Here is a 15132-nt window from a genome sequence, read left to right on the forward strand (position 1 = left end):
CAAAATCTATAACGCAGTTATCAACGATTTTAGCTAGCAAGAATGAACAAATACTTGTTTTGATTGGTAACTATTTAATTAAGGTAGTAACAACTATGTTAGACCAAGCGATCCAACAACAACTCAAACAATATCTGGCTAATGTAAAAGAAGAAGTTCGTTTAGTGGTTAGTCTAGATGAAAGCAAAGCATCGAATGACATTTTGTCTCTAGCGAACCAAATCGCAGAGATGAGCGACCTAATCACGGTTGAACGTGACGACAACGCAAGCGCACGTAAACCAGTGATGGCGGTAACTAACCCAGCTAAAGGCACAGCACTACGCTTTGCAGGCTTGCCAATGGGTCACGAATTTACCTCTCTAGTATTGGCACTGCTTCATTCTGGCGGTCACCCAATCAAACTAGAACCAGAAGTGATTGAGCAAATCGCAGCACTAGACAAAGATCTAGACGTAGAAATCTTCATTTCATTGTCGTGTCAAAACTGTCCGGACGTGGTTCAAGCGTTCAACATGATGGCGGCGATCAACCCGAAAGTAAAAGCAACCATGATCGACGGTGGTTTGTTCCAAGATGAAGTGAAACAACGCGACATCATGGCAGTACCAAGTGTATTCGTGAACGGTGAGCTATTCGGTCAAGGCCGTATGTCTCTGACTGAAATCCTAAACAAAGTGGATGACGGCGCGAGCGAGAAAGCGGCGAAAGCACTGAGCGAAAAAGACCCATACGACGTGCTTGTTGTCGGCGGTGGTCCTGGTGGTAGCGCAGCTGCACTATACGCTGCTCGTAAAGGTATTCGTACTGGCGTTGTTGCTAAGCGTTTTGGTGGTCAGGTTATGGACACCATGGCAATCGAGAACTTCATTTCGGTAAAACGTACTGAAGGTCCAAAACTAGCAACTGACCTAGCAGAACACCTAAAAGAATACGACGTAGACGTCGTGACTGAGCAACAAGCTGAGAAGCTAATGGGCGCAGCACATACAGAAGATGGTTTGATTCACATCCAACTTGAAAGCGGCGCAACGCTGAAGAGTAAGAGTGTCATCTTAAGCCCTGGTGCACGCTGGCGTGAAATGAACGTTCCGGGTGAGCAAGAGTACCGCAACAAAGGTGTCGCGTACTGCCCACACTGTGACGGCCCACTGTTCAAAGGCAAGAAAACCGCAGTTATCGGTGGTGGTAACTCAGGCATCGAAGCTGCTATCGACCTTGCTGGTATTGTAGAACATGTAACGGTTCTTGAATTTGCAGACGTACTTCGTGCAGACCAAGTGCTTATCGACAAAGCGAACTCACTACCAAACGTAGACATCATCACGATGGCGCAAACAACAGAAGTAGTGGGTGACGGTACTCGCGTAACAAGCTTGAAGTACAAAGATCGCAACACAGATGAGATCAAAGAGATTGAATTGTCAGGTATCTTTGTTCAAATCGGTCTAGTACCAAACACAGAATGGCTAAAAGATTCAGAAGTAGCCCTATCTGAGCGCGGCGAGATTGAAGTCGGTAGCCGTGGCGATACTAGCTTAGAAGGTGTGTTCGCAGCGGGTGACGCAACAACCGTTCCTTACAAGCAGATCATCATTGCGATGGGTGAAGGTGCAAAAGCAAGCTTAGGCGCATTTGACTACCTAATCCGTAAGCAAGGCTAATCTCCAAATTTCTTGGACACAAAGCGCACGGTGCTGTGTTTTCTTCCCCGGAAAACCAATCGGGGCACCGTGACAGCGATGAGTAACAAGAAATAAAATCAAAAAACCTAGAAGCCCAAAGACTTTGCCAGCAGGTATTAACTGCTGGCTTTTTTTGTTTGGGGAGAGGTGTAAGCAAATCCCTCAGCGCTCCGAGTTCAAACTGGAGGGAATGGCTCTACAATCACGGATAATTCAGTTCACTCCACCAGCATCACAACGCGCTGCGAATAGATTCTGAATACTCGCTTAGGCTCCTTCAGAATGACGCTGTTCGTTAGCGTTCTCTTCCCGTCATTCCCGCGAACCTAGGTGAGACTGGGAATCTACTCACCGTAAACTCGATCGAAAATGAGTAGCACGAACAAACAAAAGGTGAAACAAGGTTGCAAGCACCTTACCCAACATTCAACCTCAAACCAGCAACCCCACCTAACCTCCCCTTGTATCAAACTCCGAAGCTCTCAACACGCAGAGCTCAAAAGGGAGGAACTGGTTCTGTGCTCGCGGATAATTCAATTCACAACGCAACATAACAACACACTGAAAGTAGATTCTGAATACTCGCTTAGGCTCCTTCAGAATGACGCTGTTCGTTAGCGTTCTCTTCCCGTCATTCCCGCGAACCTAGGTGAGACTGGGAATCTACTCACCGTAAACTCGATCGAAAATGAGTAGCACGAACAAACAAAAGTTGAAACAAGGTTGCAAGCACCTTACCCAACATTCAACCACCAATCCCACCTAACCTTCGCTTATATCAAACTCTTAAGATCTCAGCATTCCGAGTGCAGGTGGCAAGTTTTACAGTCACAGATAATTCAATTCACTCCACCGGCATCAAAACGCGCTGCAAATAGATTCTGAATACTCGCTTAGGCTCTTTCAGAATGACGCTCTTCGTTTAGCACTATCTTTCCGTCATTCCCGCGAACCTAGGTGAGACTGGGAATCTACTCACCACAAACTCGCTCGAAAATGAGTAGCACGAATAAATAAAAGGTGAAACAAGGTTGCAAGCCCCTAACCCAGCTCTCAGATTCAAAGCACCAAACCCACCGAATCTCTCAATGTATCCAGATCCAAAGATATCAATCCTAAAAAATTTTAAAAAAGCCCTTTACCTCAACTTTACTTGAGGTTTTAGCATATTCATCGTTGGCTAGAAAATGACAAAAAGGAGCACCTCATGATCCAACTAGAACATATTAACTTAGTCGTGAAAGATATCCCTGAAATGCTGAAGTTTTACCAAACTGCATTTCCACATTGGTACGTGCGTGATGAAGGTAAAGGCGAATGGAGTGGCAAACCAAGAAACTGGCTACATTTTGGCGACGAGTATCAATACATAGCCATGAGTGACCATGGCGAAGGAGAAAACCGCGAGTTGAGCGGGCACCAAGTTGGGCTAGCGCATTTTGCTTATGTGACCAACAACGTCGATGCAATCATCAAAAGACTAACCGATGCAGGTTATCCGATTGCCCAACCTGGCGCTGATGAACCATACCGCAAGAATGTGTATTTTGTTGACCCTGCAGGTTTTGAGATTGAATTTGTTGAATACCTGGTGGATGACCCAAAACTTCGTAACCTGACAAGCTAAAAGAGATGTAAATAATAAAACGCCAGCAGATAGTGACTGCTGGCGTTTTATTTTATCTATCAGGCTTCTTTATCGCATTAGCGCTGTTTGGCAAAAACCTGAGTCCAGTAATATCCGTAGCGTGCAGAGTGATTTTCGACAAGCGACGCGCCCATCTGATCAAAATCCGCACTCATGATATTAAGGCAGTGACCTTCACTCGATAACCAAGCATTCACGACGGCGTTAATGGTGCTTTGCCCTACGGCGACATTCTCACCAATGGCGCTCCAAGCATAACCCGTTGCGTTAACTCGATCTGACATTTTGCTGCCATCAGAGCCTGTGTGGCTCATGAAATCGCTGTTCGCCATATCGCTTGAATGTCGATAAGCGGCGCTTTCCAAATCGTAGCTCCAAGTCAGGGCCCCAACAGGTGGCATGGTGGTTGCGCCACACTGTTGTGTAGTAGAGCGGGCGCTGTTGACCGCTGCAAGCATCTGCTCGGCAAATGTGCCTTGTGACGATGTGGAACCTGTGTTTTGTGAGCCGCTTTCTGCTGGGGCTGACGACTCCCCATCGCCGCCACATGCGCTGAGAAGTAGGGCCAAAGCAGGCACTAAGATCTTAGTTGGCATTGTCTTTCCTTTATGAGTGACGAAGAGCAAACTGCGCTTTTCGATAATAACGCCCAATAAACTAACAAAAACCAATAAAAGCACCATATAGCTTAGGGGGTTTTAACCAAAGACTCACATGAAGTTTTCAATCGCCTTGGTTCGGTCGATAAATCGGCAACGTTTCAGCCCAAGTATGGAATGGCGTTTCATCCATATCCTGTATTGCTTGAGTGATAAAATCGATGAACACCCTAACTCGTGCAGGCACATATTCCCGGTTGGCATAGAGAAGATACACGCCATTTCCTGCTTGGCGCATGCTCGGAAATATCGGCACTAAACGCCCCGATTTAAGCCAGTCTCTTGCGATAAAATGAGGGATCTGAGTTAATCCTAAGCCTTCTGCGCAAAGCTCTGCCATGGATTCACCGTCATTTACAATATAGTTTCTTTCGGGGTCATATTCACTCGCACCGTCTGGTTCTGGCATCCGAATCGGCAACAGTTTCCCCGTTTGTTTAAAACGAAAACGAACCCAAGAATGGTCATTGAATACATCCGGGCCACTCGGAACACCATGGCGCGCTAAGTAATCCTGACTGGCACAAATGATAAAATCGATAGGGCTCAGCTGACGCACAATCAATTGACTATCGTGAACGACACCAGAGCGAATCGACACATCAATACCTTGCTCAATAATATCAACGTAGGCGTCATCGTAATGAATATCGATAGTGATGTTAGGGTAGCGGCGACAAAACTCTTTTAATAAAGGACGAATATAGAGGCGACCGTACGAGACTGGCACATTAATCTTAAGCTGCCCTGAAAGCGCATCATTGTGACTTTTTAATGAATCCTCACATGCCGCCAGCTCCTCCAGTACAAACCTAGCAGTATTTGCGTACCTACGACCAGCTTCTGTCAGGCGGCTCTGTCGCGTAGAACGTTGAAAAAGCTGTATACCCAAATCGCTTTCAAGACGATGTATGGCTTTACTCACGGTCGAAGGGTCAGTGCCATACACTTTGGCAGCCGCAGCAAAACTACCGCCATCTAAAGTGGCAATAAAAAATCGTAGGGACCGTATCTTATCCATATAACCAATGAACTCTATTCATGAATTTTATTCACTTTAGTAAAGACCAAGTGGCTCTTCAATCACTAATTAGCCTAAATATAATGAACCTCAATAACTTGATGCTCTGTTAGCGAGGAAAAAACCATGGGTAAAAACGGATTGAAGAATGCACTACAACTATTGATAGCGACACTAGTCCTATTCTTTGGGGTGCTTCAAACAGCACATGCCGCAGATAAACGAATTGGTATTCTGGTTTACGATGGCGTACTGACCTCTGATGTTACTGCGCCTTTAGAGGTCTTTGGCGTCGCAAGTCGTCTCACTTGGTTTAGTGATTATGACGTGCTCACCATTTCCGTCTCAGATCAGAAAACCATCACCACTGAAGAAGGATTAAAAATTGGTGTGGATGCTTGGATTGGTGATCTGCCGGAACTCGACGTATTGGTTTTAACATCCAGCTATGACATGGATGCACTAATCGAAAATAAAGATCTCATTCACTTTATTAAAACGACATCAAAGGCGGCAGATTGGATGGCAAGTAATTGCTCTGGCGCGTATTTGTTAGCCGAAGCTGGCCTTTTAAACGGCAAAAAAGCAACAACTTGGGCCGGAGGTGAAAACGGCTTTCAAAGAGATTACCCAGCAGTCAAAGTACAAGTCGACCAGAATTTTGTCATTGATGATGGCGTTATCACTTCGAACGGTAGCCTAGTTAGCTATCAAGCTGCTCTTAAGCTACTTCACCTTATGACTTCAGAGTCTAAAGCTCAGGAAGTCGCAGATGCCATCCAGTACTCACGCTTTTCCAACCAACCATTTTAAGCGTGTAAGAAAGAAATCAGAGTCACCCTTCGATATTTGGAAGGTTAACTCTTCGAATTTGTCTTCCTAGTCGAACAACCCTTTTTATCACTGTAAAAGCGATAAAAAGGGTTGTCGTTCATCTGGCAGACACAACGTGCTCTCCAAACTTTTTATCTTAATGCTATGGAAAAACGTAAACGTTACGAAGCACTGACGAAAGAGCGATACCAAGAGATCTACCGTCTCGCATATTGGTTATGCAAAGATCACCACCTTGCTCAAGATTTAGCGCAAGAAACCTTTCTGAAAGCGTGGCGATTCTTTGATAAATTAAATGACCCCAACGCCGCGAAGTCTTGGCTCATTACTATTTTGCGTCGTGAGAATGCTCGGCGCTTTGATAGAAAACAGTACGATTTTGTCGACATTGATGAGTGTGCAATACAGACAAAAACCTACCCTGGCAGTGACTACGACATGGCCCAAGATTGGCTTCAAAAACAAATGATGATTCTCGAACCCAAATACCGAGAGCCGTTGCTCTTGAGCTTAGTGGCTGGGTTGAATCATGATGAAATTGCCCAAGCCTTGAGGCTCAACCACAACACAGTGGCGACTCGATTATTCAGAGCGCGTAATCAGATCATCGCACAGAAGGAGAGTCATTAAGACACAAAAAGTAGTCAACCATGTAAACTAACTGGCTATGCTCCGGTCTATTTCATAAGTCGTTACACAACTCGACGCTTTAACGCTTTACATCAAGCGCGACTAGATGAACACTTCTTGTCAAAGTACAATAACAGCCGACATAGAGTAGAGTCAGTAAAACATTATGAGTAACACGACGGCGAAAAAGCCGAATCCCTTATTTGAAATCCTTTTCAACGTATTTATCCCTTCCTTCATTTTGATGAAGTTTAGTGGCGATGAGCATCTAGGGACAGCAATGGCGCTGGTTGTCGCTTTGCTATTTCCTATCATTTATGGCGGTATGGACCTTGTCCGTAACAAGAAATTTAACTTTATTTCTGCTCTGGGCTTTATCAGTGTTCTACTAACTGGTGGCATCGGCTTGTTAGAGCTTGATACACGCTGGTTAGCACTAAAAGAAGCCCTGATTCCTGGCCTGATCGGTTTAGCGGTTTTGGGTTCAACGTTTACCCGCTACCCACTGATGCAGAAGTTAGTACTGAATGACACAGTGTTGAATCTCGCGTTGATTAACCAACGTTTAAAAGAAAATGGTAAAACCGATGCGTTCGAACGTTGCCTTATGTCTTCTAACTACTTGTTTGCAAGTACTTTTGCGTTCTCATCTGCAATGAACTACTTCCTTGCGACTTGGATTGTGACTAGCCCTTCTGGTACTGCTGCCTTTAACGAAGAGTTAGGGAAAATGACGCTGTACAGTTACCCAATGATTGCCATCCCAAGTATGTTGATGATGTTCGGTATTTTTTATTACATTTGGCGTCAAGTACGTGCGATGACATCGCTCGAAACAGAGCAAATCTTCCATCTAAAATAGCCCAATCATTACAAGTAAACCCATAAAAAAGGGAGGATTTTATCCTCCCTTTTCTCAACAGGCTCACTGTAATTCACAGCGTCAAAATGATTTTTCCTGACACTGCTGACGAGCGTCGCTCAACCATTTCAATCGCTGTTTGAAAGTCCTCTAACGACAGATCATATGCAACGTTTAACTTTATGTCGCTGCTAATAAAGTGTTCTAACATTTCAGCGAACACCGTCTTTCTCCCGCCTTTACCTACCGATTCTTCCCAATACCGCAAAAAGAATGTACTAAAGTCGATGTTGTTGGCCTTCATCGATTCAAAAAACTCAGGCGTATAAGGCGTTAACGACAATGTTCCGTAGTTGATGTATTGGCCGTTTTCTTTCAAGGTACGAATGAGATCCGTGCCAGCCTCACCACCTATCGCGTCCAGAGCGACCGTTGGTTGTGGCAGTTGGCGCGTTTGCAGCTGCGCTTGTAAGTCTTTCTTTGCGTCCAACACTGGAATGGTATCGTACGGATACTCGTCTCGCTTTGAGGTCACAGCAATCAGTGCAAAACCCAGTGAATGGGCGAGCTGGGCAAATATCTTACCGATCGCTGACCCTGCTGCATTGATGATCACCACATCGTCTTTGTTCAACTTAGCTACTTTAGTGGTGATCACCCACGCGGTTAACGCGTTGATGTACAACTGACAGGCATAGCCGTTCTCCAAACTCTCAGGTAGCGGAAAAAGATTCTCAGGCGAGGCATCTATGTAGTATTGCCAAGTACCACTCATCGCCACCAACACCTTTTGCCCAACTTGAAGGTCAGTTTGACCAACTGCACTGACTTCCACCACACGCCCAACCGCTTCAAACCCCGGCACGCGAGGTGGTACGTGAACGCGGCGGTATTGCCCAACACCATGAATGGAAAGCAAGTCACTTGGGTTAATGTTTGTAGCTTCCAGTCTCACCCGAACCTTGCCCTGAGCAAGCGGATTGAGGGGCTCTTTTTCCAACGACAGCGATGTTTTGGGTTGACCAAAACAGAATTGATTCACTCGAGTATTTATCGTTGGTGCCATTGTTATTCATACCATGTAATTGAAATTCAAAAAGAAAGTTTCGTAACTTCTACTCAAAAACATTAAGTGAAGTCGAAGCTCTGTATTTCTACCTGCGCGATACGCCGTTCACTCTAAACTGTTGTGGCGTCATATCAAAATAGGCTTTAAATGCTTTGATGTAGGATGAGTCGTTTTGATAACCCACTAGGTCTGCAATGGCTTGGATTGACAACGATTCATCTAACAAAGAAAGCGAGTAAATTAGCCGAATTTGTTGCCGCCAAAGCAGAAATGAAGTGTTGAATTCCTTGGCGAACAACCGTGATAAAGTACGCTCCGATGCCCCAATTTTCTCCCCCCACTCTTTTAGCGAACAGCTCAACGCTGGCTCGTCAGTCAGTCGCTCGAAAATCAGTTTTAGTCGTCTGTCTTGTGGCAGCAATAACTGAAATGTCTGCACGTTGCGTTTCAAAATTTGATCATGCAGTACCGCCAGCAAATGCAACACTTCTTCGTGGCTTGTCTCACCTTCACACTGTCTGCGGATCTCTTGTAAAAGCTCATTTAAAAACGACGTTAAAGCAATGGTTCTCACTTGTGGCTCGTACGTCGCACCAAACTCAGGGTTGAGGTAAATACCAACAAATATCGTATTGCTTAGAGCAATCGACTCGTGTTGAACACCCGCAGGAACAAATAACGCAGAGGTGTGCGGAACCAAGTGCTGATAATGCTCAGTTTGTGTTTGCAATAACCCTTTGATAGGAAAGATGATTTGATGCCAAGTGTGTTGATGCAGCGCATCAATGTAACCTTTTGGCATGTCGATGGTTTTCACTAAAACAGGAGAATGGGGATTCGCGTCCATCATCTTATTGGAGGTGACGACGCCTGACTTCGAATCAACTTGGCGAGTTAGCATTGTTAGTTGTCTTTTCATCCCTACACCGACACAAGTTTACTAGGCTATCATGCTCCGCATTGCGAATGAAGGTAAACACTTTATCTCTCATTCAAATAATAAGGAGGTTACATGAAGAAAATCGGCGTCGTAAAAGCTGTGCTAGCAGGGAAAACCGTCCCTTATGCTCATGGTGCGCAAAGCGCAATCAACAAACAAGTGCTGCCTGAGCGCCAGCATGCAACAGAGCTCGGTTTTATCAGTGATGAGCAAGGTGATCCGCGCTTTCATGGTGGCATTCAAAAAGCGCTTCATATTTACCCAAGCGAACACTACCCAATCTGGCAACAAGAATTAGGCGAAAGACCAATTTTCCAATCCGCAGGCGGCTTTGGCGAAAACATCAGCTCCGAAGGCGTCACCGAATCCACGATTTGCTTGAAAGATAAAATTCGCATCGGCTCAACACTACTGGAAGTGTCGCAAGGTCGCATGCCTTGTTGGAAACTTAACGTACGCTTTGACCAACACGACATGGCGAGAAGACTGCAAGATACGCTTCGAACAGGCTGGTATTTCCGAGTGCTGGAAGAAGGCGATATCGGTGCAGGTGACGAGATTATTCTGTGCGAAAGACCTTATCCAGAATGGCCATTGGCTCGTATCATGGGTGCGGTTTTCACTGGCTGTTTAGATAGAAAAGAACTCACTAAGCTGTCTGAGCTGCCGTTAGTCGAGTCTTGGGGCAAGCTGGTCGAGCGCCGTCTAGAAACTGGTGAAGTCGAAGATTGGGAAATGCGCTTAATTGGCCCAACTGCCGTTAATACTCAAAAGTAAAATTTGTAAGCCATGCTCTGAACCGACTATGCCGTCAAGAGCGTGTTTTTTGTTTTACTTCGCACTCGGGGCTGGGCGTTTCGACTTACCTTGAAACTGCTTAATGCTCTTCTTAGCATGAGTTCGACGGTTGGCTTTTTTATCGCGTGGCGCGCGTTTGCTCTCGCCAGTTGATGGCTTATCCGTTACTGGAAAACCTGCCAGATCTTGCACTGGTAATGCACGTTGAGTCAGGTGACGAATCGCGCTTAGTGCGTCCATTTCACCATGACAAACCAATGACACCGCCACACCTTGTTCGCCTGCGCGAGCGGTGCGCCCTACTCGGTGAACATAGGTTTCTGCATGCATTGGCAGTTCAAAGTTGATCACTACAGGCAATTGCTCAATGTGAATGCCGCGCGCTAGTAGATCGGTGGCAATCAACACCTGAATTTGCCCAGATTTAAACTGCGCCAGTGCTTCTTCTCGCTCATCTTGACTCTTATTGCCATGCAGCGCATTGGTTGAGATGCCCGCTTTATTCAGCTTCTTCGCTAAGCCATCGGCGTTCTCTTTCGCACCAATAAAGACTAATGCCTGAGTCCACGCGTTTTTTTGAATCAGTTCAATCAATGCCTTGGTTTTACTGCCTTTGTTAACGAGGTACAGCGTTTCAGCAATATCTTGGTTGGTGCTGTTTTCTTGATGCGCTGCAACTTGCTTTGGTGCCGGCATAAGCAGCTTCGCTTTACCCTTCAACTCATCTGAAAACGTTGCCGAGAACATCGCGGTTTGACGCTGGTTTGAAATAAGCCCCGCAATATTTTGTACGTCAGGCCAAAAGCCCATATCCAACAGACGATCCGCCTCATCCAATACTAGATAATGAACATTGCTCAAATCCAAGCCATTATTTGCTGGGTCAACCAAACGACCTGTCGTCGCGACAAGGATATGAGGATTTGTCGCTAGCGCCTGCTGTTGTTGCTCTTTATCAACGCCGCCACACAAACACACTGCGTTGAGTTCAAGAACTTGACCAACTTGGTTAATTGCTTCACTCACTTGCATTGCCAGCTCACGAGTTGGCACAAGAATCAGCGCTTTTTGCTCTGGATTGACACCCAGCTTTTCCAACAAAGGCAAACCATAAGCAAGGGTTTTGCCGCTGCCTGTATTTGCCAAAGCCAATAGATCTTGACCAGCCAACAGCTCAGGAATGGCCAACGCTTGAATATAAGTCGGCTTCTTGAAGTCTTTTGGCAGTGCATGAATCAGCTCAGAACTCAATGAGAGAGTAGAAAATGGCATTAACGAAAACCTTGTACTTTGGGTTGAAGAAGCAATGAAAATAATGAAGATGCGGTAAAACGCAGGCGCGGACTTTACCACAATCTGCTAGGTGAACCATCCTATTTTAGGCGCTTAAACCAAGCGTCGCCTACGCAAATCGTCAGAAAACTAAAAAGCGCAAAAAAGCCGTTAGTCTGTACTGCCACAGAGCTAACGGCTAAAAACCCTTGAAGAGAACGCTTCGTCAGCCTTTCACTGCGGCTGAAAAGAAATGTGCAGTTTATTAAAGCACAGCTTTACGATTCGGTAAGAACACTTCACCCAACATGCAACGAACCGAACCACCACCAATAGATTCTATGGTAGAAACGTCGAATGGCAGCAATTTACCGTGCGTCGCCAATTGGTTTCTTTGTGCTGGTGAGAATGCATCGTACGCCGATTGCGACATCGCAATCACCTTGTCGCCGTTGATCGTTTCCAGTTGCAGAATGTTACCGCAGAACTGGTTCATCTGTTCAAGCGAAATTGAGATGACTTGCTTGTCTTTGGCGAGTGACTTCATTACAAAACGACGCTCAAATTCTGGGATCACTTCGTCACAAATCACGCAAAACTGTTCGCCAACCGCCATCATCACATTGGTGTGATAAATCGGCGCACCAGACGGCAAACGAGTTTGGAAAGAAATCACTCGTTCATAGCCAATACGATCGGCGTAATCTTCTAAAACCAGACGATCACAACGTTGTGAGAGTGCGGCATAGACCGTTTTATTTAGGTGGTCAAACACCATCACACCCGTGCTTTCTAAATACGCTTGCTCGTCAAGATATTCAGTTAGACTGCTGCGTCGATGAACTTCTCGCCCTGCTTGCGCTAGTGCTGCCACAAGCGCATCGGGACGTACTTCTTTTTGACGGTTTTCACAGGCCATTGGAAAGGTGTACAACGTGCCATCTGGCGTAGTGCTAAACCAATTGTTTGGAAATACCGCGTCTGGCGTCGCAACATCTGAAGTTGGATAATCAAACTCAACAACTTGAACGCCCTCTTGACGCAGCGTTGCAACCATACTCGCGAACTCGGCCATTACTCGACGTGAGACTTCTTCTTGGCTGAGTGACACTTTATGTTGGAACTCATTATCTTGTGCGGTTTCTTCATTAAAACGAAACTCTTTCGGTGGCACCATCACTACGCAGTTTGCGGTTTGGCGCTGAGCACTTTGCGTGCTTTCTTCTTTCCCATTAGCAAATTGGGTCACTGATTCGTGTAATAGCATCCAATATATTCCTTATCACTAGAATGAGGAGATTGTAAATTTATTGTTAACTTCAGTTTTGCTGTTTTGACAATTAATTTAATTGCACAAAAGTAATTTTTGCTGCATTAAGTTCATTTTTCCTTAAATTTTATTGTCACTTTGCAGGTTTAAGCTTTTATGGCACCACGATGAACATGATAAGAATTCATCATAAGAATCAGAACCATAGACAATCACACTCATAACCAACTAGTTACATTTAAGACACAATCGGTTAGACTATTTTTTCGCCCCTCTCGTCAATCGGTCTGCTTTATCGAGGAGCAGGCAAAAAACTCTCATACACGCGGTTTCGTCCAAAGCAGCGTGAATCGATGGATTTAGCCACCCCAAATGGCACTGTTTTAACTTTAGGATGAGTTATGTTTAAACGATTTGAAGGCTTTACAGAGCCGTTCCCCAAATCTACACCGGATCAGCCTCCTTCAGGGATGTTCGCTTTTCTGCGTTATTACACTCGTGGTTATGAAAAGCCTTTGATCATCATGTCTTTGATGGCCACAATTGTGGCTGTTGTTGAGGTAATGTTGTTTGGCGCGATGGGACAATTGGTTGATTGGTTGTCTACCAGCAATCCAGAAACGTTCTTACAAGACAACAAATCGGATTTGATTTTCTACGGAGCCTTATTGCTGGTTGTCATGCCTATATTGGTGATCTTGTACTCGTTGCTCGTTCATCAAACGTTATTGGGCAACTACCCAATGTCTATCCGCTGGCTTGCACACCGGTATTTGCTCAATCAAAGCTTGAACTTCTATCAAGATGATTTTGCAGGTCGAGTCGCAACGAAAGTCATGCAAACCTCATTAGCTGTGCGCGAAACCGTAATGAAAGCTATGGATGTGTTTGTTTACGTTACGGTTTACTTCACCAGCATGATCATTATGTTAGCGACGGCAGACTGGCGTTTGATGATCCCAATGATCGTCTGGTTACTCGCTTACATCGCTATCCAAATCTATTTTGTCCCTAAGCTCAAAGACGTCGCTTCAGCGCAGGCCGATGCACGTTCGACAATGACAGGGCGCATCGTCGACAGTTATACCAATATTCAAACCGTCAAACTGTTTTCTCATAGCCAGCGCGAAACCCAATATGCCGAGCAAGGCATGAAAGGATTTTTGAATACGGTCTATCGTCAAATGCGCCTAGTGACCGGCTTCGACGTCGCTGTAGAGATCTCAAACTATATTTTGGTGTTTTCCGTTGCTGCTTTATCGATTTACCTGTGGTTGGATAGTGCCATTAGCGTTGGCGCGATTGCGATTGCTGTTAGTCTTGCATTGCGCGTAAACGGTATGTCGATGTGGATAATGTGGGAAGTTGGCGCCCTCTTTGAAAACATGGGAACCGTTGTCGATGGAATGAAAACGCTCTCTAAGCCTATTGATATTAAAGATAAACCAGGTGCAAAAGACTTGGTTGTCACTGAAGGAGGCATTCACTTTGATAACGTCAGCTTCCATTACGGTGAGAACAAAGGCGTAATTAGCCATCTCGATCTCAACATCAAACCAGGAGAGAAAGTCGGCTTGGTTGGGCGCTCCGGCGCCGGAAAATCAACTCTGGTGAACTTGTTACTTCGTTTCCACGATGTCGAAGACGGCAGCATTAAGATCGATGGACAGAACATCTCAGAAGTCACACAAGACTCTTTGCGTTCAAAGATCGGTATGGTGACCCAAGATACTTCTCTGCTACACCGTTCAATTCGAGACAATATTTTGTATGGCAATCCAGATGCGACAGAAGAAGATTTGCTGAAAGCCACTAAGCAAGCGCATGCCCATGAGTTTATCGAAACTCTGACCGACCCATTTGGTAATGTCGGATACGATGCGCAAGTTGGTGAACGTGGTGTGAAACTGTCTGGCGGCCAACGTCAGCGTATCGCAATATCTCGTGTGCTACTCAAAGATGCACCATTGCTGGTATTGGATGAAGCAACATCGGCTCTAGATTCAGAAGTCGAAGCAGCGATTCAGGAAAGCTTGAATGAATTAATGCAAGGGAAAACGGTTATTGCTATCGCTCACCGATTATCGACCATCGCACAAATGGATCGACTCATCGTGCTAGATAAAGGCAGCATCGTTGAACAAGGTTCTCATCAAGAACTCATTGCGAATAACGGCATTTACGCCCAGCTTTGGGCGCATCAAACTGGCGGATTTATCGCTGAAGAACTAGACAATCAACACGCTTCTTAACGAGTGATAAGCTCAATAAAAACGGCGCTTTAAGCGCCGTTTTTTATTTTAATCCATGGCTAGACGCTCATATAGCCATTGTGGTTTCTCATATATGAAACACTCTCCATGATAAAGCTCACACTTTTTCTGCTAATATACCGCCTCGTTGCGTATCCATTGCAATGAACACAATACAGAGTATTGAGCCGT

At 45.3% G+C, this 15132-nt stretch carries 13 protein-coding genes; 7 read left to right on the plus strand and 6 right to left on the minus strand.

Annotation, left to right across the window (positions count from 1 at the left end):
- Positions 1–95: 95 nt before the first annotated feature.
- Positions 96–1664 carry an alkyl hydroperoxide reductase subunit F gene (ahpF, locus tag R7R24_RS05230; protein WP_005374617.1) on the plus strand — a complete coding sequence of 523 codons (1569 nt, stop codon included), beginning with the start codon at positions 96–98 and terminating at the stop codon, positions 1662–1664.
- Between the two features lie 1228 nt (positions 1665–2892).
- Positions 2893–3312: a VOC family protein gene (locus R7R24_RS05235; RefSeq protein ID WP_054578593.1), complete on the plus strand. Its 420-nt coding sequence runs from the start codon at positions 2893–2895 to the stop codon at positions 3310–3312.
- A 77-nt stretch (positions 3313–3389) separates the two neighbouring features.
- On the opposite strand, the gene R7R24_RS05240 is transcribed toward R7R24_RS05235, so the two are convergent.
- Both R7R24_RS05240 and R7R24_RS05245 read right to left on the minus strand, forming a co-directional pair.
- Positions 3390–3929 (minus strand): CAP domain-containing protein, encoded by a 540-nt coding sequence (locus R7R24_RS05240; RefSeq protein WP_005398264.1) that lies wholly within the window; start codon positions 3927–3929, stop codon positions 3390–3392.
- Between the two features lie 127 nt (positions 3930–4056).
- Positions 4057–5013, minus strand: coding sequence for a LysR family transcriptional regulator (locus R7R24_RS05245; protein WP_042522258.1), 957 nt, complete (start codon positions 5011–5013; stop codon positions 4057–4059).
- A gap of 126 nt (positions 5014–5139) precedes the next feature.
- Here R7R24_RS05245 and R7R24_RS05250 point away from each other — a divergent pair, with 126 nt between their 5' ends.
- The 3 genes from R7R24_RS05250 (at position 5140) to R7R24_RS05260 (ending at position 7339) form a co-directional block, all read left to right on the plus strand.
- Positions 5140–5826, plus strand: a complete 687-nt coding sequence (locus tag R7R24_RS05250; RefSeq protein ID WP_005374612.1) for a DJ-1/PfpI family protein — start codon at positions 5140–5142, stop codon at positions 5824–5826.
- A gap of 120 nt (positions 5827–5946) precedes the next feature.
- Positions 5947–6477 (plus strand): sigma-70 family RNA polymerase sigma factor, encoded by a 531-nt coding sequence (locus R7R24_RS05255; protein WP_254901941.1) that lies wholly within the window; start codon positions 5947–5949, stop codon positions 6475–6477.
- Positions 6478–6643: 166 nt separating this feature from the next.
- The gene (locus R7R24_RS05260; RefSeq protein WP_005383527.1) at positions 6644–7339 is read left to right on the plus strand and encodes a VC0807 family protein; all 696 of its coding nucleotides are present in this window, start codon (positions 6644–6646) and stop codon (positions 7337–7339) included.
- A 73-nt stretch (positions 7340–7412) separates the two neighbouring features.
- Here R7R24_RS05260 and R7R24_RS05265 read toward each other — a convergent pair whose 3' ends face one another.
- The gene (locus tag R7R24_RS05265) at positions 7413–8405 is read right to left on the minus strand and encodes a zinc-dependent alcohol dehydrogenase family protein (protein WP_054578591.1); all 993 of its coding nucleotides are present in this window, start codon (positions 8403–8405) and stop codon (positions 7413–7415) included.
- Between the two features lie 88 nt (positions 8406–8493).
- On the minus strand, positions 8494–9309 hold the full coding sequence (locus tag R7R24_RS05270) for an AraC family transcriptional regulator (RefSeq protein WP_054578590.1): 816 nt from the start codon (positions 9307–9309) through the stop codon (positions 8494–8496).
- Between the two features lie 111 nt (positions 9310–9420).
- Here R7R24_RS05270 and R7R24_RS05275 point away from each other — a divergent pair, with 111 nt between their 5' ends.
- Positions 9421–10125, plus strand: coding sequence for an MOSC domain-containing protein (locus tag R7R24_RS05275; RefSeq protein WP_054578589.1), 705 nt, complete (start codon positions 9421–9423; stop codon positions 10123–10125).
- A gap of 54 nt (positions 10126–10179) precedes the next feature.
- Here the strand turns inward: R7R24_RS05275 and R7R24_RS05280 are convergent, their stop codons facing one another.
- On the minus strand, positions 10180–11418 hold the full coding sequence (locus R7R24_RS05280; RefSeq protein ID WP_054578588.1) for a DEAD/DEAH box helicase: 1239 nt from the start codon (positions 11416–11418) through the stop codon (positions 10180–10182).
- Between the two features lie 265 nt (positions 11419–11683).
- The gene (locus tag R7R24_RS05285) at positions 11684–12685 is read right to left on the minus strand and encodes an arginine deiminase-related protein (protein ID WP_005383547.1); all 1002 of its coding nucleotides are present in this window, start codon (positions 12683–12685) and stop codon (positions 11684–11686) included.
- A 404-nt stretch (positions 12686–13089) separates the two neighbouring features.
- Here R7R24_RS05285 and R7R24_RS05290 point away from each other — a divergent pair, with 404 nt between their 5' ends.
- Entirely contained in the window at positions 13090–14940 is a 1851-nt protein-coding gene (locus R7R24_RS05290) for an ABC transporter ATP-binding protein (RefSeq protein WP_005374597.1), read from the plus strand.
- The last annotated feature ends 192 nt before the right edge of the window (positions 14941–15132 follow it).

The organism is Vibrio sp. 704 (assembly GCF_033339295.1).

Excerpts from the sequence above, each read along its gene's own strand:
- R7R24_RS05270 (WP_054578590.1), bottom strand. The coding sequence starts at position 9,309 with ATGCTAACTCGCCAAGTTGATTCGAAGTCAGGCGTCGTCACCTCCAAT.
- R7R24_RS05275 (WP_054578589.1), top strand. The coding sequence starts at position 9,421 with ATGAAGAAAATCGGCGTCGTAAAAGCTGTGCTAGCAGGGAAAACCGTC.
- R7R24_RS05265 (WP_054578591.1), bottom strand. The coding sequence starts at position 8,405 with ATGGCACCAACGATAAATACTCGAGTGAATCAATTCTGTTTTGGTCAA.
- R7R24_RS05250 (WP_005374612.1), top strand. The coding sequence starts at position 5,140 with ATGGGTAAAAACGGATTGAAGAATGCACTACAACTATTGATAGCGACA.
- R7R24_RS05245 (WP_042522258.1), bottom strand. The coding sequence starts at position 5,013 with ATGGATAAGATACGGTCCCTACGATTTTTTATTGCCACTTTAGATGGC.
- R7R24_RS05290 (WP_005374597.1), top strand. The coding sequence starts at position 13,090 with ATGTTTAAACGATTTGAAGGCTTTACAGAGCCGTTCCCCAAATCTACA.
- R7R24_RS05260 (WP_005383527.1), top strand. The coding sequence starts at position 6,644 with ATGAGTAACACGACGGCGAAAAAGCCGAATCCCTTATTTGAAATCCTT.
- R7R24_RS05235 (WP_054578593.1), top strand. The coding sequence starts at position 2,893 with ATGATCCAACTAGAACATATTAACTTAGTCGTGAAAGATATCCCTGAA.
- R7R24_RS05240 (WP_005398264.1), bottom strand. The coding sequence starts at position 3,929 with ATGCCAACTAAGATCTTAGTGCCTGCTTTGGCCCTACTTCTCAGCGCA.
- ahpF (WP_005374617.1), top strand. The coding sequence starts at position 96 with ATGTTAGACCAAGCGATCCAACAACAACTCAAACAATATCTGGCTAAT.
- R7R24_RS05280 (WP_054578588.1), bottom strand. The coding sequence starts at position 11,418 with ATGCCATTTTCTACTCTCTCATTGAGTTCTGAGCTGATTCATGCACTG.
- R7R24_RS05285 (WP_005383547.1), bottom strand. The coding sequence starts at position 12,685 with ATGCTATTACACGAATCAGTGACCCAATTTGCTAATGGGAAAGAAGAA.